Origin of the sequence: Lachnospira intestinalis, assembly GCF_040095895.1 — a bacterium.
Taxonomy (GTDB): domain Bacteria; phylum Bacillota; class Clostridia; order Lachnospirales; family Lachnospiraceae; genus Lachnospira; species Lachnospira intestinalis.
Window position 1 is genome coordinate 1 of sequence record NZ_JBBMFS010000001.1, and the last position, 19,700, is coordinate 19,700.

The window sequence follows — 19,700 nt, forward strand, 5'->3', positions numbered from 1 at the left end:
CTGCCCTAAGCAGGAGCAGAGGAATTTGCCTCCTTGTTTTGCGAAGCAAAATGCGACTGCCCTAAGCAGGAGCAGAGGAATTTGCCTCCTTGTTTTGCGAAGCAAAATGCGACTGCCCTAAGCAGGAGCAGAGAAATTTGCCTCCTTGTTTTGCTGCGAAGTTAAAATACACGTTAAAGATTATAACAAACAAATTTGCCGATTACAATTAATAATAAAAGTTTTTCCGCCGGAATGTGATTTATACGGTAAAATTATTGAAAATGCAGCCATAGAATCACTACGAAGGACAAATGGATATGACAGCAGAACAAGGGTTTACAAAATATAGAAAATACATTATAATAAAATGAAAATTTGAATAAATATAGACAGAGAGGAAAAATGCGCATGGAAAAGATAAAGATGACAACACCGTTAGTAGAGATGGACGGAGATGAAATGACAAGAGTTCTGTGGCAGTTAATCAAAGATGAACTGCTGACTCCTTTTGTAGATTTGAATACAGAATACTACGATTTAGGTCTGGTTCACAGAAACGAAACCAACGACCAGGTAACAATCGATTCTGCTGAAGCAACTAAGAAATACGGTGTTGCAGTCAAGTGTGCAACCATTACACCGAATGCAGCACGTGTTAAAGAATATGACTTAAAAGAAATGTATAAAAGTCCGAATGGAACAATCCGTGCACTGCTTGATGGAACTGTTTTCCGTGCGCCGATTATCGTAAAAGGCATTGAGCCATATGTAAAGACATGGAAGAAGCCGATTACCATTGCAAGACATGCTTACGGTGATGTATACAAGGCCAGTGAAATGAAAGTACCGGGTGCCGGAAAAGCAGAACTGGTATTTACGGCAGAAGACGGTACACAGACCAAAGAACTGATTCATGAATTTAAGGGTGCCGGTGTATTACAGGGCATGCACAACTTAAACGGTTCTATTGAAAGCTTTGCAAGAAGCTGCTTTAACTTTGCACTGGAAACAAAGCAGGATTTATGGTTTGCGACAAAGGATACCATTTCCAAGAAATATGACCATACTTTTAAGGATATTTTCCAGGAAGTTTACGATAACGACTATAAAGCTAAATTTGAAGAAGCAGGTATTACGTATTTCTATACACTGATTGACGATGCCGTAGCCCGTGTTATCCGTTCAGAAGGCGGCTATATCTGGGCATGCAAGAACTATGACGGCGATGTTATGAGTGATATGGTAGCAACAGCGTTCGGTTCACTTTCCATGATGACATCCGTACTCGTATCACCAAACGGATACTACGAATATGAAGCTGCACACGGAACAGTTCAGAGACATTACTACAAGCACTTAAAGGGTGAAGAAACTTCAACCAACCCGATTGCAACCATTTTTGCATGGACAGGTGCGTTAAGAAAACGCGGTGAACTCGATAACATTCCGGAATTGTGTGCATTTGCGGATAAGCTGGAAAAAGCCTGCATTAAAACCGTTGAAAACGGTGAAATGACAAAAGACCTTGCACTGATTACAACACTGGACAATGCAAAGACATTAAATACACAGGATTTCATCAAAGCAGTCAGAAAGACATTAGAAGGACTTCTTTAAGATGAACGGAGGCAGATCAGAGTGAAATTTAAGTTTGAAATAAAAGATTTATTCAAGCTTCCAAATATCCTTTGCTACCTTAGAATACTGATGGTGCCGCTGTTTCTGCACGTTTATTTTACAGCAGAAACACCGCACGACTATTATCTTGCAACATTGATAGTGCTGGCATCGGGAATTACCGATTTTTTAGACGGGCAGATTGCAAGAAGATGTAATATGATAACGGATCTGGGAAAGGTCATTGACCCGGTTGCGGATAAGCTGATGCAGCTTGCGATGCTTGTGGCGCTGATGTTCCGCGTTCCGTACATGTATCTTCTGGTCATTTATCTGGTTGTGAAAGAAGTGGTTTCGACCGTATTTGCTTATATCAGCTGGAGGACGGTGCATCGCAGGCTCAATGGTGCAAAGTGGTATGGGAAAGTGTGTACAGCCCTGCTGTATGCAGTTATGCTCATTATGGTAGCCTTCCCACAGCTTTCAGATGGGTATCAGAAAATGCTTCTGCTGGTATGTGCAGGAGCGATGACGCTTTCTTTTGTAATGTATCTTCGCATTTACATTACAATGTTTATTGACGGCAGAACCGGTAAGAATGATAAGGTCATTTATTAAATCAAGAAAGGTTATGGGAACAGAATAAGGTTATGATAGGCTATACTTTTCATGGCATGAATATGAGCCAGCTGGCATTGTGGTTTTTTATCTACAGCTTCTGCGGCTGGGCAATGGAATGTGTTGTAATCCGCATCCAGCTGGGCAGATGGGAAAACAGAGGATTTGCAAAGCTTCCGTTTTGTGTCATTTACGGCTTTGGTGTGTTTATTGCATATCATTTATTCCAGCCGATTGAACACAATTATGTGGCACTGTATATCTGGGGCTGCATTGCCGCCACGATTTTTGAATATCTGACAGCACAGGTGATGCTCCGGCTGTTTGATGAAGTGTGGTGGGATTATACACATAAAAAGATTAATTATAAAGGAATTCTATGCCTTCAGAGTACACTGGGCTGGGGATTTCTTGCGTTGTTTATCTTTGGGATTTTCAACCAGCTGGTAGAAAATCTGGTATTTGCACTGGACGAAAGATTTGTCTGCTTTTTCGGGGCAGTGCTTACAATATCCTATCTCATTGATTTTACGATACATTTTATACAGAATATCCAGAACAGTGAGAGTTTTAAAAATATGGATATTTTATCCAGAATTATAAGACATTAAGGAAAATACCGCCCATAGGGCGTTGGGTAGAGCGCAGTTGCCATATCGGTAAAGGCGCTTTTGCCATTTTTGAAACAAAAGTAACGGAGATTGTAGAAAATGTTAAAAAAGGCAAAGGAAGATTTGAGTCTGCTGACGCGCAGCGGAAAGCACATATTTGTTTTTGAACTGACATATAAGCTGGCAGCAACGGCGATTGTCTATCCGCTGGCGGTACTGGTATTAAATCTGGTGTTTAGCTTTGCAGGAATCAGTTATCTTACAAATGAATACATTTTAAAAGCGGTTACAAATCCGGCAGTGATTCTGACACTGGTTTTATTAATTGTTCTGTTTGTACTATACTGTAGCTATGAAATGTCTTTTTTAACAACCTGTTTTGAGCTAAAAAGACAGGAATGTACAGCTTCCATTATAGAAACGGGACTCACGGCATTAAAGCATATCCGTCCGTTGTTTCAGATAAAAAATATTCCACTCGCCCTGTTTTATTTTATTATGATTCTTACGATTAACGTGGCGATTTGTGGAAATGTACTCTATTCCCAGACTGCGGTGAATCTGTTTAAGACGTATATTCTGCGAAACACATGGTTTGTAAAAGGTGCATTGATTGCAGGTACGCTGATTATTTATACTGTGATGATTTTTGGGATTTATTCTTTCCATGTGTTTATGCTGGAAGGTGTGGATTTCAGACAGGCTTATAAAAAGAGTGCTGCAATTGTCAAAAAACATTTTGTGGGAACACTTGGTTCACTTGTAATGTACAATCTGGGTGTGCTTGTGATAATCGGTATTTTTTATGTGCTGATTTCAGCAGTTCTGATTGCAGGCGTGAAACTGCTTGCAATGGCGTATATGGGAAGTGCGGTTTATTTATCCGTTCTGCGTGCTATCCGGAGCGGGACGAAATTGTTTCTGGTGTTTATCGCCATTCCCGTATCCTATACGGTGATTTCGCGTATGTATTATAAATACAATACGCAGCCGGTAGATTTTAGTGTCATTTATATCAGAAACCGTTATTACCGGTTAAACAGAACCATCTACTTCGGAGTGCTGATTTTGTCCGTTGTGTTAAATGCAGTTTATGTGGTAGGTTCATTTAATAAAAATCCGTTTGATAAAATTGCTATTTTCCATGAAACGACCATTACGGCACACCGCGGCGCATCTACGGAGGCACCGGAAAATACGCTGGCAGCATTTAAAAGAGCCATGGATGATATGGCAGATTACATTGAACTGGACGTGCAGCTGACCGCTGATGATGAAGTGGTTGTTATGCATGATGCAAGTGCGGCAAGAACAACAGGCGTTGACAGAAAAATTTCAGAAATGACACTGGAAGAAGTTAAACAGCTTGATGCAGGTAGTTCATACAGTGCAGAATATGCCGGAGAACAGGTGCCGACACTGGAAGAAGTATTTCAACTGACGGATGGAAAAATCCGCATTAATATTGAGTTGAAAACGACGGCTTCCAGTGTAAAACTGGCAGAAAAAGTGATAGAATTAATTCATCAGTATAATATGGAAGATAAATGTGTGATTACATCATTTGACTATTATGCATTAAAATATGCAAAGCACTATGATACAAAAATCCAGACGGGATATATTTTGTCGGTGGCATACGGGGATTATTTTAATATGCCGGATATCGACTTTTTCAGCATGAATGCTTCGTTCTTATCCAAAAGAACGGTGGATGCCATTCATCAGTCCGGTAAACAGGTTTTTGCGTGGACGGTCAACAACGAAGTATCTATTAAGAATCTGACGAATAAGGGCGTAGACAATATTATTACGGACAACCCGGTACTGGCACGTGAAACCGTCTATTCAAGGGATACAAGCGAAACACTGATTAATATGATTAAATATGTATTTAACGGCTAAGCGTAAAATGCGGAAACGGGGGCTTATATGATTAGAGGAATAGGTACATCAAAAGGAATCGGAATGGGACGGGCTTTGATTGTAGAAAGTCCGCAGATGGAAATTTCCGTTAAAAAAATCGAAGATACGGCGGCAGAGCAGGAACGTTATAAAAAGGCAAAGGCGCAGTTTATTGAAGAAACACAGCAGATGATAGAGCAGTTAAAACAGCGGCTTGGCGAAAAGGACAAGACAGCACTGATTCTGCACAACCAGATTTATCTGATTAATGACGCGGAAATGGACAACGGCATTTTACAGATGATACAGGAGCAGAAGGTCTGCGCGGAAGCGGCAGTTGAAGAAACGTGTAATCTCTATATTAAGATTTTTGAAAATTCGGGCAGTGAGGCGGTAGCACAGCGCATTGCGGATATTATTGATTTAAAAGACCGTCTGGCGGGCATTTTACTGGGTGTGCATAGTGTAGACCTGACACATCTGCCGGAAAATACGATTATTATTGCAAAGGAACTCCAGCCGTCCATTACCGCGGTTATGGATACAGCGCATGTGGCAGGAATCGTGGCGGAAAAAGGTGGGGAAACCTCGCATACGGCCATTCTTGCAAGAGCGCTTGAAATTCCTGCGGTATTAAGCGTAAAAGATGCGTTGGAAAAAATCGGTAACGGCGATACGGTGATTGTAGACGGTGAATACGGAGAAGTCTTTGTACAGCCGATTCCAAAGACGATAGAAATATATCGCAAAAAACGCAAGTTATATGAAGAACAGGTGCAGGAGCTAAAGAAATATATCAATAAAGATACAGTCACACAGGATGAAAAACGAGTGTGCCTTGCCGCAAATATCGGAAATGCAGAGGATGCCGTCAAGGCGATGGAATCCGGGGCAGAATGTGTCGGCCTGTTTCGGACGGAGTTTCTATTTATGAACGGTGTTTCCATGCCGACAGAGGAAGAACAGTTTGAAGTCTATAAGCGGGCAGCGGTCATCTGTAAGGACAAGGTTTTAACAATCCGTACACTGGATATTGGCGGAGATAAGGACATTCCGTACATGGGGCTGACAAAGGAGAGCAATCCGTTTTTAGGATACCGTGCCATCCGGTTCTGCCTTGGCAGAATCGATGTCTTTACAACACAGCTGCGGGCAATCCTGCGGGCAAGTGCCTACGGCAATATCCGCATTATGCTTCCGTTAATTACCGGTGTGAGTGAAGTGCGCAGCGTGCGGACAATTTTGCAGAATGTCATGCGGGAACTTGACAGTAAAGAAATTCCGTATGATAAGGATATTTTGTTAGGCGTCATGATTGAAACACCGGCGGCGTGTATGCTTGCCGACATTTTAGCAAAGGAAGCCGACTTTTTCTCTATTGGTACGAATGATTTAACGCAGTACACAATTGCGGTTGACAGGGGCAATGAAAATGTTGCTTATCTGTATTCGGCATTCCATCCGGCGGTACTGCGCTCTGTGAAGCGTATTATCGAGTGCGCAAAACGGGAAAATATTGAAGTCGGCATGTGCGGGGAAGCCGCAGGCAATCCGGCAATGATACCGCTGCTTTTAGCATTCGGATTAGATGAATTCAGCGTGACGGCATCAAAAGTACTGGAAACAAGAAAAAATATTGCTTCATGGACGATGAAAGAAGCCGCTGCCGTTACGGATACGGTGATGGGCATGAGCACAGAAAAGGAAGTTTCAGCTTATCTGAGTGATTATATTGCAACAAAAATGTCAAATGGAAAATAAAGGAGAAAGTGTGAAGAATCCTTAAATTAAAGATTCTTCACACAGATATTTGTGCCGCAGGCAGCACAAATATCTTTTTATCGCAGGACTGAATAAATTCAGCCCGCGGTTCCTCCGGCATTGAAATGCCTGCGGAAAAGAGGAATGAATGGCACAGGGATATGATACAGAGGAGCAGAAGGAACGTGTTTTACTGGTTGGCGTACAGTTAGACAATCAGGAAGACATGGAAAGCTCACTTGAAGAATTAAAAGCACTTGCAAAGACTGCAGGTGCGGAAACGGTTGGGAAGGTAATCCAGCCGCGTGATGCGTACCATCCGGCAACTTATATCGGAAAAGGAAAATTAGAGGAAGTCCGCAGTCTTATAGAAGAAACAGGGGCAACGGGCATTATCTGTGACGATGAACTTTCTCCGGCACAACTTAGGAATCTTGAAGATGCACTGGGGACAAAGGTTATGGACAGAACCATGGTCATTCTCGATATTTTTGCTTCGCGTGCAACGACCAGTGAAGGAAAGATACAGGTTGAGGTAGCACAGTTAAAGTACCGCTCCACCAGGCTGACAGGACTTGGGACAACGCTTTCAAGACTGGGCGGCGGTATCGGTACGAGAGGACCGGGCGAAAAGAAGCTCGAAACAGACAGACGAATTATCCGTGACAGAATCAGCCGTCTTTCTAAAGATTTAGAAGAAATCAAGAATCACAGAGAGGTTGCAAGACAGAACAGAAGCCGCACGGCAGTTCCGGTAGCGGCGATTGTGGGATATACCAATGCAGGAAAATCCACACTGTTAAATTATATGACTGATGCGGGAATCCTTTCGGAAGATAAGTTGTTTGCAACACTTGACCCGACAACAAGGGCAATGAATCTTCCAAACGGTGAAAAAATCCTGCTGACCGATACGGTCGGATTTATCCGCAAGCTTCCGCATAATCTGATAGAGGCATTTAAGAGTACGCTCGAAGAAGCAAAGTATGCGGATATAATTGTGCATGTGGTGGATGCATCCTCACCGGACAGGGATATCCAGATGGATGTCGTATATAAAACCTTAAAGGAACTTGAAGTCGGTGATAAGCCGGTAGTGACCTTGTTTAACAAGTGTGATAAGTTTGAAAATGGAGATACGGAAGCGCCGGTTTTACGGGATTTTAAGGCAGATGAAACGGCGTATATTTCCGCACGTACCGGAAGCGGTATTGCAGATTTTGAAGCAATTCTGGAAAAGATTATCCGGGAGAGCCGTGTGCATCTGGTACAGACCTTTGCATACGCCGATGCCGGAAAAATCCAGCAGATCCGCGCACAGGGACAGCTTATCAAAGAAGAATACACAGAAAACGGAATTGAAGTGGAAGCGTATGTGCCGAAAGCACTGTATCAGAAGCTTCAATAGTAGTTGCTTCGCGACAAAGTCGCTCAGAAAAGGAGAAATGCGAAAATCCTTAAATCAAAGATTTTCGCATAACAGAATTGTGCCGCAGGCGTCACAATTCTGGATTTATCGCAGGACTGAATAAATTCAGTCCGCGAATCCTCCGGCATTAGAATGCCTGCGGAAAAGAGGAAGTATGAATTTAATTGCAGCAGTAGATAGGAACTGGGCTATTGGGAAGGCTGGCAGAGAGCTGGTCAATATCCCGGAGGATAAAAAGTTTTTCCGTGAGGAAACGACGGGCAAGGTGATTGTCATGGGACGAAAGACATTTGAGAGTCTGCCGGGGGCAATGGCACTGGCGGGCAGAACCAATATTGTATTGTCTGAAAATCCGGGCTTTGCACCGAAAAATACAATCGTATGCCGGTCATTTGAAGAAACAAAAGAAGAACTGGCAAAGTATCCGACAGAGGATATTTATATCATCGGCGGGGGCAGTATTTACAAGCAGTTTCTGTCGCTGTGTGATACGGCACACATTACAAAGGTAGATTATAAATACGATGCAGATACGTATTTCCCGAATCTGGACAAGCTTTCTGAATGGGAAATCAAAGAAACAAGCGAAGAAAAGACTTATTTTGATATGATTTACGAATTTGTCAGATACAGCAGAAAGAAGTAAACAGACAGAGACCGCAATGTGCGGCAGATAGGAGGTTTTTCTTGGCAAACTATAATAAAAAGAAAAGAAAAGGACTGGCAGCAATTCTTGTGATGGCAATTGTCATCGTGCTTGGCGGAGGTACGGCATTTGCATATCCGTATCTGGAAACGGCATATTCCCCAAAGGCACAGGTATTGGCTGCTTTACAGACAGCGGGAGAAGAATCAAAGCAGGGCATGCAGACCATGATTTCCGAAGTATCGGATTTGCTGACCGGTCAGACACAGCTGGCGGGAAATGTGACATTTACCAGAGCCGAACTGGACGGAAAAGATTATTTAAAAGAGCATGGCTTATCAAAAGGAACATTCAAACTGCAATTAGATGCCGCGAAACGCACGGTAAACGGAAATATAACGGCAGAAGGCAGTGAAAAGAAACGGGAAGCAGAAGTATCTGTGGGCGAAAAGGATTTAAAAGAATTCTTAAAGGAAGCAGGGTACGAATCATACTATAATAGACTGCATACGATATTAAACAGTGTTGATGCGGATACCATGCAGGAGTATATGCAGGTAGCCGATAAGCTGACAGAGCAGGCTTACGGGGCAGCAGGCACGGTGCTGAATCAGAGTACCTATGAAAAAGAAGGGAAAGAAACGCTGGAAATCAACGGCACACAGCTTTCAACGGTTAAATATACCGTAACTGTCGGAAAAGAAGCGTGGATGGCGGGTGTGGAAGACTTCTTAAACCGTGTGTATGCGGATAAAGAGTTAAATTCTTATACCACGATGCTTGCAACGTTTACCGGTTATTCCAAATATGATTTACAGCAGCAGGCAGAAACACTGTTTTCAGATTTTACACAGGTAAATCTATATGTTTATTTAGATAAGGATAAAAATCTTGTTCGCCTGTCAACGTCATTTGACACAGGCTTCTGCGAGGCTGTTTTGGAAGCACAGGGACTTGAAAAATGGAATGAGCAGACAGCAGTCCGTATAAAAAGTGAGCGCTCCGAGCTGACAGCAGTCGGTGAAAATACGGATATGGTATCTAAGGTGAACCTTAATGTCAGATACCATGAAGCCGGCAGCCAGCCTTCCGGTACGGTGGCGCTGACGGTAGAAAAGCAGAACAATTATCTGTCCTGTACTTTAGGAAAAGTGACGGCAAAGGCGAAAGGACATGAGGCGGCAGTTGAATTTACCGGTGAATGTACGTATCAGTTTCGTTAAAAATCAGATAATCAGGTAAAAGCAGTACGGAAAGTTTATTTTTCGTACTGCTTTTTTTGGGGTGCGCCTAGCGGCGCACGCCGGTGATGCAGAAATATAAAATCAGTTATATACAATGAATGTACTGTAGCGGAAGCAGCGGAGACGGCGTTCCATTTTGATTGCATTGGAAAGATATCGGAAAGCCCCCACCTGTACTTTATACAACCCGTCTTCATAAATCATAAATGCAGGAAAACCTTCCATCAGAAGCGAGTTGAGCATACGTTCTGCATTGGATTTATCGCGGAAAGAGCCGACCTGGACACGGTAGAGTTTTTCGGGATCATTGTCTTCCATTGGATTCTGCATCCGGTAAGGAACGTTCATGCCAGGACGTGTTGCAGGACTTGGAGGCAGGGTGGTATCCTGTGCATTCCCCTGATATGCGCCGTTAAAGGCTTCCGGTTCCGGCATATTTTGTACATAATCTGGGATTTCATTAAAATTGATGTCCTGTGCGTAAAGTGTCTTTAAAATACCATCGGCAATGGCCTGTGCAATTTTATTGAAATTTTCATCAAAAATACGGTTATCTTCATCGTCGTTGATAAAACCTGCTTCAATCAGTACGGCTGGCATTTTCGTACGTTTTAAAACGACAAGATTCGGGCGTTCGGTTACACCGAGATTTTTAAAGCCTGCCTTTTCAAGTTCCTCATTGATATTGCGCGCAAGCACGGCTTTGATGCCGGAATCGTTGTATACAAGTGTTTCCACACCATTGTACTGGTTCGGGCGCTCTGAGGAATTGCGGTGAATGGATACAAAGTAATCCGCACCGGCATTATTGGCATCGGTTGCCTTTTTAAATGGGGTTTCATACTCATCATCTTCGCGTACATAGTAGACATTGATACCGCTGTTTTCAAGAATTTGTCCGACAGCGCGGGTCAGCCGCAGTGTATCGTCTTTTTCTTTACGGCTTTTATAAACAGCGCCGGAGTCGCTGCCGCCGTGTCCGGAGTCAAGTGCTATCGTTATTTCAGACATAAAGCCTCCATAACAGTCTTATCACAGTTATATTATTCATCACTTTCCCAATCGTTGCATATATTGATACAAAAATTACCAATGGAGATAGAAATGAACGTAGGGTATGTACACACACTTGAAACACCGGACAATGCGGTTGACCGGGGAACACTGCGTGTCAGTGTTATTGACAGGGATACGAATCAGCCGGTTCAAAATGCAAGGGTGGAGGTTTCTTATACAGCAGACCCGGAGTCAGTGCTGGAGGTGTTAGACACGGATAACAGCGGACTGACAGAGGATGTCGGGCTTGCTGCGCCGCCGTTAGAGTACAGCATGGAACCGGGGATTGAACAGCCGTATGCGGAATATACCGTGACGGTCAGGGCGGAGGGTTATGAGGCATTCAGTGTGTCGGCTGTCAATGTGCTTTCAGGGGAATTAAGCCTGCAGAATATGCCGATGGAACCAAGACGGGTGTCGGAATCACCGAAAAATATTGTAATTGGACCGCATACGTTATTTGCGGAATATCCGCCTAAAATTGCTGAAAGTGAGATAAAGCCGGTCGGAGAACCGGGAGAAATTGTATTAAGCCGGGTGGTGGTGCCGGAAATGGTTGTTGTCCATGACGGCACGCCGGCCGATTCCACAGCACAGAATTACTATGTGCGTTACAGGGATTATATTAAAAATGTGGCAAGCAGTGAAATCTATTCAACATGGCCAAGACAGACATTGGAGGCCAATATCCATGCCATAATGTCCTTTACGTTAAACCGTGTGTATACAGAGTGGTATCGCAATCAGGGGTATAATTTTACGATTACGTCCTCTACGGCATATGACCATAAATGGATTGCAGACAGAAATGTATTTGGGAATATTTCACAGGTTGTAGATGAGATATTTGATACGTATCTGTCAAGACCGAACGTCAAACAGCCGATATTAACACAGTATTGTGATGGAAAAAGAGTCAGCTGTCCACAGTGGTTAAGCCAGTGGGGCAGTAAATACTTAGGCGACCAGAATTATAGTGCGATTGAAATTTTGCAGTATTACTATGGGGATACTATTTATATCAATACGGCGGAAGAAATCAGCGGGATTCCGTCTTCATGGCCGGGAGCGGATTTAGATATCGGTTCATCAGGGCAGAAGGTTAAACAGATACAGGAACAGTTAAATCTAATTGGAGAATTTTATAATGCCATTCCGGTGCTGGTTGCAGACGGTATTTACGGAGAACGTACGGCAGAGGCAGTAAAGGTCTTCCAGCGGATTTTTAATCTGCCGCAGACCGGCGTTGTGGATTTTCCGACATGGTATAAAATTTCCGACCAGTATGTGCGCCTTTCGGGCATTGCAGAGCTGATGTAAAAAAATGCCGTGGAAAATACAAAAAGGTTATTGACAAAGAAACGATAAGATGTTAAACTATAACAGTTGTAAAACGAAGCAGGGTATCCACTCTCACCTTAGCGCAGCAGGCGACTCGGGTTTATATTTTATGAATGATATAATTTTTCACTGGATTTGTGGAGAATACAAGATATTAGGATTAGAGTAGAGCGGATAACGGGAATTGGTTATTCGTTCTATTTTTTTATGAGGAATAGACCTGTTTGCTATTTCAACATCATGCTAATTATGGAGGTGCACTACTATTAGTGAATTAATGATTAACGAACAAATCCGCGACAGAGAGGTTCGTGTTATTGGAGAAGAAGGACAGCAGCTTGGTGTGATGCCACCAAAGGAAGCAATGAAGCTGGCAAAGGAAGCCAATGTGGATTTGGTAAAGATTGCTCCATCAGCGAATCCACCGGTGTGTAAGCTTGTAAATTACGGAAAGTACAGATATGAGCTTGCAAGAAAAGAAAAAGAAGCAAAGAAAAAACAGAAGACAATTGAAATCAAGGAAGTCAGATTATCACCGAATATTGATGTGAATGATTTGAATACGAAGAATAACGCAGCCAGAAAGTTCATTGAAAAAGGCAACAAGGTTAAAGTAACACTTCGTTTCCGTGGACGTGAGATGGCACATATTGACAGCAGCAAGCACATTTTGGAAGAATTTGCTGAGAAGTTAAGTGATATTGCAGTTGTTGAAAAAGCTCCAAAACTCGAGGGCCGGAGCATGATGATGTTTTTAACTGAAAAACGTTAAAATAAATTGAAATTATAGAGAACATTTAGGAGGATTATTATGCCAAAGGTAAAAACAAAAAAAGCAGCCGCTAAGCGTTTTAAAATGACTGGAACAGGAAAGTTAAAGAGAATGAAAGCTTACAAGAGCCATATTCTTACAAAGAAGACAACAAAGAGAAAGAGAAATTTAAGACATGCAGCTATGACAGATGCAACAAATGTAAAGACAATGAAGAAGATTATGCCTTATCTCTAATATGAGGTTGTGTGAATTTTAAGGAGGAATATAGAAAATGGCAAGAATTAAAGGCGGTATGAACGCAAAGAAGAAACATAACAGAGTATTAAAGCTCGCTAAAGGATATAGAGGAGCACGTTCTAAGCAGTACAGAGTTGCAAAGCAGTCTGTAATGAGAGCGTTAACAGAATCATACAAGGGCAGAAAGCAGAAGAAGAGACAGTTCAGACAGTTATGGATTGCCAGAATCAATGCTGCTGCAAGAATGAATGGTTTATCATACAGCAAGTTCATGTATGGTTTAAAGCTTGCAAACATCGACTTAAACAGAAAGGTATTGTCAGAAATGGCAATCAACGATGCAGAAGGTTTTGCAAAGCTTGCAGAACTTGCAAAGTCTAAGTTAGCATAATTTAATCAGCAAAGCTGATAAAATGCCCTCGTGTATGCGGGGGCATTTGTAATATAAAAAATGTGTAATATGTGTGAAAATTGTGTGCAATACCTATGAATTTTATAAGAAATGTGGTATAAACATAAATGATATTGATGGGATTTACCGTCAGCAGCATAAATTACATGATGGGAGGACCGTCTGGTGGCGGTAGAACAGGAATGAAAAAAACAGGATTATTAAAAAGAGCAGGTGTAGCTGTGATGACAGCGGCACTGATGGTGACAGCTGTGGCTTGTAATACTAAGATTAAAGTGAATTTTGAAGCAAAAGCAAGCGACTATGTCAAATTAGGACAGTATAAAGGGATTACCGTATCGGTAGACGAACAGGCAATTGAGAATGAACTGATTGAAAAAAAAGTTCAGAACGACCTGACATCCAATACGACTTATGATGAGGTTTCAAGAGAAGCAAGGGATAAGGATCAGGTAACGGTAGACTTTACCGGAACAATCGGCGGTGAAGAAGTTTCAGGCTTCAGTAACGAAGATTACTCGCTGATTTTAGGAACAGATACATTTGTCATTGACGGATTTATTGATGCATTATACGGCATGTCGGCAGGTCAGACAAAGGTTGTAATTTTAACCGTGCCGGAAGATTTTGAAGATGCACCGGAATATGCGGGCAGCCGCATTGTATACAATATTACAATGAAAAAGGTTGAACAGCCCAATGTACCGATGATTACCGATGCGTATGTACAGGAATATTTTTCATGCAATACGGTAGCAGAATACAGACAGTCTATCAAAGATGATATTCAGGAAACGATTGACGAACAGATTGAAGATGCCAAGAAAGAAGCAGTTCTTACAAAGCTTCAGCAAAACTGTGAAATTACAGGCTATCCGGAAGCATATCTGTCAAGCAAGCAGTCAGAATTAGAAACATCCATTAAGTTCTATGCACTGATGCAGGGCTTATCAAATGATGAGTATTGCCAGAAATCTTTTGGTATTTCATTTGAGGAATACGTAAAGCGTGCCGTAGCACAGGATTTGATTTTCCAGTCTATTATTGAACAGGAAGATTTAAGTATTACAGATTATGAATACAAGGGCGATTTGGAAAGCTTTGCGGATAAGATGGGCTTTACCAATAAAGACAGTTTTGTTGAAAAGTATGGAAAAGATAAGATTGTACGTGCCATGCTCTTACAGAAGGCCCAGGACGTTGTGATGAACAGTGCCGTATACGAATAGCCATATAAATAGTACACCGGCACGCAGCATGGACGGATACAGTCCAAAATAAAAGTCTGAAATTTATATTGTAAAATAAAAGAGATTTACGAGGAAACGGTTTAATAATGACCGGCTTCGTAAATCTCTTTTTTGGTAAGCTGAAATTTTGATAAGTACAATCTGTGAATCCGTAAAGGCAGGCAGCCCAAACCGGAAGATATCCGATATCCGGATAATTCAACGGATTTCTTCGATAATCAGTGAATTAGAAAGACCGCGGATATCCGTTAAAACAGTTTGGCGCATAATGGGATTCTGTACACGCACATAAAATGTGGCAAAACCGGAACGCTGCTCATGGGTCGGATAAATTTCCAGATTATGTAATTCGTAATTATGCAGGTTGCAGTATTCAATCAGGTTCTTGATAAAGGAAGAATCCTGATATTCTGCATAAATGGAGATGTACTTGTTAAAACGCATCAGCCGTTTGTCAACGCGCGACAAAATACGCAGAGAAAATATAATCATAACCGTACATAAAACAGCACCGCAGTAAAAGCCGGAGCCCACGGCAATGCCAATCGTGGCACAGCACCAAAGCCCTGCGGCAGTGGTCAGACCGCGGACATGATTGTTGCGCGTGACAAGAATCGTTCCAGCGCCGAGGAAGCCGATACCGCTGATAACCTGTGCCGGAATCCGGGCAGGGTCTGTGCCGCCAAGCCGTTCACACATATAAAGATTGGTGATACAGGCAAGAGTTGCACCCAGACACACAATCACATAAGTACGAAATCCGGCGGGGTGTTGTTTCTGCTCGCGTTCAATTCCCAGTGCACCGCCTAAAATCAGGGCAAGCGCAATTCTGAATAAAATAGAAAATAAATTCAATTCGCTAAAAACAGGAATATTTTCAAAATACATAGAACCTCATTTCAAAGCAGTTTCGTTGCATCTATTTTGTTCCGGTAGAACCAAAGCCGCCGTTTCCACGGTCTGTTTCGTCTAAAGAATCGGCTTGGTCAAAAGCGGCGGTAATAAACGGTGTCAGTACAAGCTGTGCAATGCGGTCGCCCGGTTCAACGGTAACAGCTTCATTTCCATGGTTATAGAGTGCAACCATGATTTCACCGCGGTAATCGGCATCAATGACACCGACCTTGTTGGCAGGAGCAATGCCTTTTTTACATGCCATGCCGCTTCGTGCATACACCAGACCGACCAGTCCTTCCGGAATGGCAATGGCGATACCGGTGTGGATAAATTCAGTTTTTCCCGGTTCAATTGTTACAGGCTGTTCCATGCCGGAATAAAGGTCTGCACCGGCAGACTGGGCAGTACCGTAAGTCGGAATAATAGCATTTGGTGTCAGTTTTTTTAATTTTACAATTGTGTTCATAAGATAATCTCCATTCGTTATTTTTTTATTAGAAAAGCAAAACGGGACTTCCCTTGGCAAGGGATTCCTGTACCAGAATTGTGCGCTGGTTGGAAGAGCCCTTAAATTTTAAATTCAGGCTTTTGAGTTCCTGCATAAATTTTCCGTCCACAAGGACATCAATATAGGAAAGCATTTCGCGGGTGACATCCCATTTTTCACACATCTGTTCACAGATGTCTTTGTCAAAAAGGTATCCGGTAAAACACCAGATATTTTTTTGCGGAAAGCGGCTTTTGGTCTGCTGTAACAGCGGAAGAAGCCCCTGCTGGTTGGCATATTCAAACGGTTCGCCCCCAAGCAGTGTCAGCCCGGCAATATAACCGGGTTCTAATGAAGCCAGTATAGCATCGATGGTTTCCTGCGTAAACGGCTTTCCGTATTCAAAATCCCATGCGATTTCATTAAAACATCCCGGACAGTGGTGTGTACAGCCGCTTACAAACAAAGAAGTGCGCACTCCCGGTCCGTTGGCAATATCACAGTATTTAATTTCAGCGTAGTTCATATTAATCCCCATTTCCGCAGGCATTTCGGTGCCGCCTGCCTTATATTGAGCGGTTTGTTGCGAAGCAGCGGTAAAAATCCGTGCGGGCGTTACAGTTATGGGTTTTCGCCCAACATCATCACATTAGTATATCAGAAAAAGCACAAAATCACCAGTGTAAATTTATTGCAGCAAATAAGACCACATTCTTGAATAAAAAATCAGTAGTTTCCCCAAAGCCAACCGCCGATTCAGTAGAAACATACAGAAAATATGTTATAATGTGCGTAAGCAATGAGCAGTGCCGTATGAAAGCGGAAAAAAGAGCTGTGCTTGCACAAAGCGCTTTTAGACGGTTTCATACGATAGGGCGAATGCCCGACAGTGGGAAAGCGAAGCTTTCCCGCGGCACTGCGAATAAGCCTGTAAAAAGCGGAAAAAAGAGCTGTGCTTGCACAAAGATTGGAGGAAAATTATGATAGAAATTTATTGCGAGAAGTTATATAAATATTCAAGAATCGAGGAACCGGTCAGTGTGACAATTCCGTTTAAAAAAGGAGCATATACGAAAACAGAGGATATGGCGGTTTTGCAGAACGGCAGTCCGGTATTAATCCAGCCAAAGGTGACAGCACGTTATGATGACGGAAGTATCCGCTACCTGTTTTTGCGTTTTCTGGCGGACTTACCGGCAAATAAAGCAGCGGTATTGCAATTTGATGTTAACGCAAAAGCCGGCACCAACAGTAACATAAATAAAACAGCCGGAAAAGGAATGACAGCAACAGTAGAAAAGGTTGCAGACGGCTTCCGGGTAGATACAGGGTGTTTAAAATATGAAGTCGCCAACCACAGCGGCAGCATTTTTAAAGAACTCGATGACGGCAGAAAAATATACAAAGCTGCAGATTTTGAAGGACCGTATTTAAAAGATGGTAACGGAGATACCTATGATATGCAGATTGATACATGGCGCGTGGTGGAAGCAGGTCCGGTCTGCGTGATTTTATCGGCGGAAGGAAGCAGTCTATGCAGCCGGGCAGACGATACAGTCAATAGTGGTACGGGTGGCGCAAAAAATATCCGGTTTGAGCTGCGGCTTACGGCATATGCGGGCAAACCATGGACAGAGGTATCCTATCGGATTATTAATACGACAGATGAGCCGCTTGCGGTAAAGTCACTGGTATTTCACTACAAAGCAGGGACAGAAGCTGTATCAGATGCATTGATTCCGATGAATTTTGATGCGGAAACGGATTCGACAGGCTGTGGGGATACGCTGACAGACAATTCGGCAAATGAAGGTCCTCTTTTTCATACAAGGGGCATATTGGAACTGGAAGCTATTGAAAAAAAGACACCGCCGGAAACTGTGCGGACACTGGTTGGAAGTTCTAACTATAAAACGGATTTCTTTATTGGAAAAGACGGTGAGCCGGTCAATAAAGTGATTGATGCAAAATATTTGTTAAAAGAGGCAAATGAGCATTTTGCAGAAGTATTATACGGAACCTTTATGGCAGACCGCACCGATGAGAAGGACGGACTTTGTATTACCGTTTATCAGGCACAGCAGAATTACCCGAAGGCGGTGCGTGCCGATAAAAACGGAATCAGTGTGATGCTTGTGCCGGAAGGTGTGGGAAATGTTGTGATGCAGCCGGGTATGGCAAGAGAACAGCAGTTCTTAATGCATTTTCATGCACCGGAAGAACCTGTCTGGGAGCTGGATAACCGGAGTTTAATTTATCAGATGCCGGACAGACCATGCATTGCACCTCGCATTTTTAAGGAAGCAGGTGTTATGTTAGATGTTTTCCCGGAAAAGCTCAATAATGATGTGGAAATTGCATTAATGGGAAAAGCGGATGCCCATGCACGCTGTTATGGAATGTTAAACTGGGGTGATACGTGGGATTCCGGTTACACCATGCAGGGCAGGGGTAACGGCAGAGTTGTGTGGTCAAATAATGAATACGACTTTCCGCATTCCTGCGCATTACAGTATGCGCGCACGGGGGTAAGAAGGTATCTGGATTATCTTTTAGTAACGGCAAAACACTGGATGGACGTTGATATCTGCCATTACAGCAAAAATCCATTGCGCATCGGCGGACAGTGGGAGCATACGGCAGGGCATTGTGCCAACGGCGTAATGGTATGTTCGCATGAGTGGGTGGAAGGCTTGTTAGATTATTATCATTTTTCCGGAGATGAGCGGGGACTGGCAAGTGCCATTGGTATCGGTGAAAATGTATTGCGTCTTTTGGATACACCGATGTATGCCCATGCAGGGGAAGCCAATGCCAGAGAAACTGGCTGGGCGCTGCGTACGCTGACAGCACTTTATATAGAAACTCACGACAAAAAATGGGTGGAAAAATGTGACTGGATTATTCACAGCTTTGAAGTGTGGGAAGATGAGTACGGAAGCTGGCTGGCGCCGTATACAGATAACACTGCAATTCGTGTGGGCTTTATGATTTCCGTTGCGGTTGGAAGTGTTATGCGCTATTACCGGGAATTTCCGCAGGAAGACATCAAAGAAATGCTTATCCGTGCGGTGGATGATTTAATAGAGAACTGCCTGATGGATAACGGACTGTTTTATTATAAGGAATTGCCAAGTCTTGCACGTCTTGGCAACAATACACTGCTGTTGGAATCACTTGCGATTGCTTATGAATTAACCGGAGATAAAAAATACCTTGCGCCGGGACTTGAAACCTTTAAACGAGCCATTTATGAAAAACCGTCGACTATCAACGGACAAAAACGTGAGGAAGAAGATGCCATTATTGGTGCAGGTTCCAGTACTAAAGGCTTTGCACAGAGTTTTATACCTTTAATTACTTATTATAAAGCACTGTCTGAAAATGATATGACATGGTGATTTGACGAAAGCGGGCATTGCGTAGTAAAAT

18 protein-coding genes are annotated in these 19,700 nt (G+C 42.8%); 14 read left to right on the forward strand and 4 right to left on the reverse strand.

Features of this window, described 5'->3' with window-relative positions; translation table 11 throughout:
- Positions 1-390 precede the first annotated feature (390 nt).
- The 8 genes from WMO37_RS00005 (at position 391) to WMO37_RS00040 (ending at position 9,792) form a co-directional block, all read left to right on the forward strand.
- On the forward strand, positions 391-1,599 hold the full coding sequence (locus WMO37_RS00005) for an NADP-dependent isocitrate dehydrogenase (RefSeq protein ID WP_022433043.1): 1,209 nt from the start codon (positions 391-393) through the stop codon (positions 1,597-1,599).
- 21 nt (positions 1,600-1,620) lie between these two features.
- On the forward strand, positions 1,621-2,217 hold the full coding sequence (locus WMO37_RS00010) for a CDP-alcohol phosphatidyltransferase family protein (RefSeq protein ID WP_022433044.1): 597 nt from the start codon (positions 1,621-1,623) through the stop codon (positions 2,215-2,217).
- 32 nt (positions 2,218-2,249) lie between these two features.
- Positions 2,250-2,828 carry a putative ABC transporter permease gene (locus WMO37_RS00015; protein ID WP_022433045.1) on the forward strand — a complete coding sequence of 193 codons (579 nt, stop codon included), beginning with the start codon at positions 2,250-2,252 and terminating at the stop codon, positions 2,826-2,828.
- Between the two features lie 99 nt (positions 2,829-2,927).
- Positions 2,928-4,733 (forward strand): glycerophosphodiester phosphodiesterase family protein, encoded by a 1,806-nt coding sequence (locus WMO37_RS00020; protein ID WP_349153948.1) that lies wholly within the window; start codon positions 2,928-2,930, stop codon positions 4,731-4,733.
- Positions 4,734-4,760: 27 nt separating this feature from the next.
- Complete coding sequence (gene ptsP, locus WMO37_RS00025; protein ID WP_227089463.1) at positions 4,761-6,494, forward strand: phosphoenolpyruvate--protein phosphotransferase; 1,734 nt, start codon at positions 4,761-4,763, stop codon at positions 6,492-6,494.
- 148 nt (positions 6,495-6,642) lie between these two features.
- The gene (gene hflX / locus WMO37_RS00030; RefSeq protein WP_349153949.1) at positions 6,643-7,902 is read left to right on the forward strand and encodes a GTPase HflX; all 1,260 of its coding nucleotides are present in this window, start codon (positions 6,643-6,645) and stop codon (positions 7,900-7,902) included.
- A 175-nt stretch (positions 7,903-8,077) separates the two neighbouring features.
- A complete protein-coding gene (locus WMO37_RS00035; protein WP_227089465.1) occupies positions 8,078-8,569 on the forward strand; it encodes a dihydrofolate reductase in 492 nt (163 codons plus the stop codon).
- Positions 8,570-8,610: 41 nt separating this feature from the next.
- The gene (locus WMO37_RS00040) at positions 8,611-9,792 is read left to right on the forward strand and encodes a hypothetical protein (protein ID WP_349153950.1); all 1,182 of its coding nucleotides are present in this window, start codon (positions 8,611-8,613) and stop codon (positions 9,790-9,792) included.
- A gap of 102 nt (positions 9,793-9,894) precedes the next feature.
- Here the strand turns inward: WMO37_RS00040 and WMO37_RS00045 are convergent, their stop codons facing one another.
- On the reverse strand, positions 9,895-10,824 hold the full coding sequence (locus WMO37_RS00045) for an N-acetylmuramoyl-L-alanine amidase (protein ID WP_349153951.1): 930 nt from the start codon (positions 10,822-10,824) through the stop codon (positions 9,895-9,897).
- Between the two features lie 93 nt (positions 10,825-10,917).
- On the opposite strand from WMO37_RS00045, the gene WMO37_RS00050 reads away from it, so the two are divergent.
- From WMO37_RS00050 to WMO37_RS00070, 5 genes are all read left to right on the forward strand, one after another.
- The gene (locus WMO37_RS00050; RefSeq protein ID WP_227089466.1) at positions 10,918-12,189 is read left to right on the forward strand and encodes a peptidoglycan-binding protein; all 1,272 of its coding nucleotides are present in this window, start codon (positions 10,918-10,920) and stop codon (positions 12,187-12,189) included.
- A gap of 298 nt (positions 12,190-12,487) precedes the next feature.
- The gene (gene infC / locus WMO37_RS00055) at positions 12,488-12,982 is read left to right on the forward strand and encodes a translation initiation factor IF-3 (RefSeq protein ID WP_022433053.1); all 495 of its coding nucleotides are present in this window, start codon (positions 12,488-12,490) and stop codon (positions 12,980-12,982) included.
- Between the two features lie 39 nt (positions 12,983-13,021).
- Positions 13,022-13,219, forward strand: coding sequence for a 50S ribosomal protein L35 (gene rpmI / locus WMO37_RS00060; protein ID WP_022433054.1), 198 nt, complete (start codon positions 13,022-13,024; stop codon positions 13,217-13,219).
- 37 nt (positions 13,220-13,256) lie between these two features.
- Positions 13,257-13,613 (forward strand): 50S ribosomal protein L20, encoded by a 357-nt coding sequence (rplT, locus tag WMO37_RS00065; protein WP_022433055.1) that lies wholly within the window; start codon positions 13,257-13,259, stop codon positions 13,611-13,613.
- A gap of 203 nt (positions 13,614-13,816) precedes the next feature.
- On the forward strand, positions 13,817-14,863 hold the full coding sequence (locus WMO37_RS00070) for an FKBP-type peptidyl-prolyl cis-trans isomerase (protein ID WP_349153952.1): 1,047 nt from the start codon (positions 13,817-13,819) through the stop codon (positions 14,861-14,863).
- A 219-nt stretch (positions 14,864-15,082) separates the two neighbouring features.
- Here the strand turns inward: WMO37_RS00070 and WMO37_RS00075 are convergent, their stop codons facing one another.
- Genes WMO37_RS00075 through nrdG form a run of 3 tightly spaced genes read right to left on the reverse strand, consistent with a single transcriptional unit; the run spans position 15,083 to position 16,794 of the window.
- Positions 15,083-15,772 (reverse strand): MgtC/SapB family protein, encoded by a 690-nt coding sequence (locus WMO37_RS00075; protein WP_349153953.1) that lies wholly within the window; start codon positions 15,770-15,772, stop codon positions 15,083-15,085.
- Between the two features lie 31 nt (positions 15,773-15,803).
- Positions 15,804-16,247: a dUTP diphosphatase gene (gene dut / locus WMO37_RS00080; RefSeq protein WP_349153954.1), complete on the reverse strand. Its 444-nt coding sequence runs from the start codon at positions 16,245-16,247 to the stop codon at positions 15,804-15,806.
- A gap of 28 nt (positions 16,248-16,275) precedes the next feature.
- Entirely contained in the window at positions 16,276-16,794 is a 519-nt protein-coding gene (nrdG, locus tag WMO37_RS00085; RefSeq protein WP_227089469.1) for an anaerobic ribonucleoside-triphosphate reductase activating protein, read from the reverse strand.
- Between the two features lie 454 nt (positions 16,795-17,248).
- Between nrdG and WMO37_RS00090 the strand changes: the two genes are divergently transcribed.
- Positions 17,249-19,669 carry a hypothetical protein gene (locus WMO37_RS00090; protein WP_349153955.1) on the forward strand — a complete coding sequence of 807 codons (2,421 nt, stop codon included), beginning with the start codon at positions 17,249-17,251 and terminating at the stop codon, positions 19,667-19,669.
- Positions 19,670-19,700 lie beyond the last annotated feature (31 nt).

Bases quoted from the DNA above. Each gene is read 5' to 3' on its own strand.
- WMO37_RS00005 (WP_022433043.1), top strand. From the start codon at position 391: ATGGAAAAGATAAAGATGACAACACCGTTAGTAGAGATGGACGGAGAT.
- WMO37_RS00015 (WP_022433045.1), top strand. From the start codon at position 2,250: ATGATAGGCTATACTTTTCATGGCATGAATATGAGCCAGCTGGCATTG.
- WMO37_RS00020 (WP_349153948.1), top strand. From the start codon at position 2,928: ATGTTAAAAAAGGCAAAGGAAGATTTGAGTCTGCTGACGCGCAGCGGA.
- ptsP (WP_227089463.1), top strand. From the start codon at position 4,761: ATGATTAGAGGAATAGGTACATCAAAAGGAATCGGAATGGGACGGGCT.
- hflX (WP_349153949.1), top strand. From the start codon at position 6,643: ATGGCACAGGGATATGATACAGAGGAGCAGAAGGAACGTGTTTTACTG.
- WMO37_RS00035 (WP_227089465.1), top strand. From the start codon at position 8,078: ATGAATTTAATTGCAGCAGTAGATAGGAACTGGGCTATTGGGAAGGCT.
- WMO37_RS00045 (WP_349153951.1), bottom strand. From the start codon at position 10,824: ATGTCTGAAATAACGATAGCACTTGACTCCGGACACGGCGGCAGCGAC.
- WMO37_RS00050 (WP_227089466.1), top strand. From the start codon at position 10,918: ATGAACGTAGGGTATGTACACACACTTGAAACACCGGACAATGCGGTT.
- infC (WP_022433053.1), top strand. From the start codon at position 12,488: ATGATTAACGAACAAATCCGCGACAGAGAGGTTCGTGTTATTGGAGAA.
- rpmI (WP_022433054.1), top strand. From the start codon at position 13,022: ATGCCAAAGGTAAAAACAAAAAAAGCAGCCGCTAAGCGTTTTAAAATG.
- rplT (WP_022433055.1), top strand. From the start codon at position 13,257: ATGGCAAGAATTAAAGGCGGTATGAACGCAAAGAAGAAACATAACAGA.
- WMO37_RS00070 (WP_349153952.1), top strand. From the start codon at position 13,817: ATGAAAAAAACAGGATTATTAAAAAGAGCAGGTGTAGCTGTGATGACA.
- WMO37_RS00075 (WP_349153953.1), bottom strand. From the start codon at position 15,772: ATGTATTTTGAAAATATTCCTGTTTTTAGCGAATTGAATTTATTTTCT.
- dut (WP_349153954.1), bottom strand. From the start codon at position 16,247: ATGAACACAATTGTAAAATTAAAAAAACTGACACCAAATGCTATTATT.
- nrdG (WP_227089469.1), bottom strand. From the start codon at position 16,794: ATGAACTACGCTGAAATTAAATACTGTGATATTGCCAACGGACCGGGA.
- WMO37_RS00090 (WP_349153955.1), top strand. From the start codon at position 17,249: ATGATAGAAATTTATTGCGAGAAGTTATATAAATATTCAAGAATCGAG.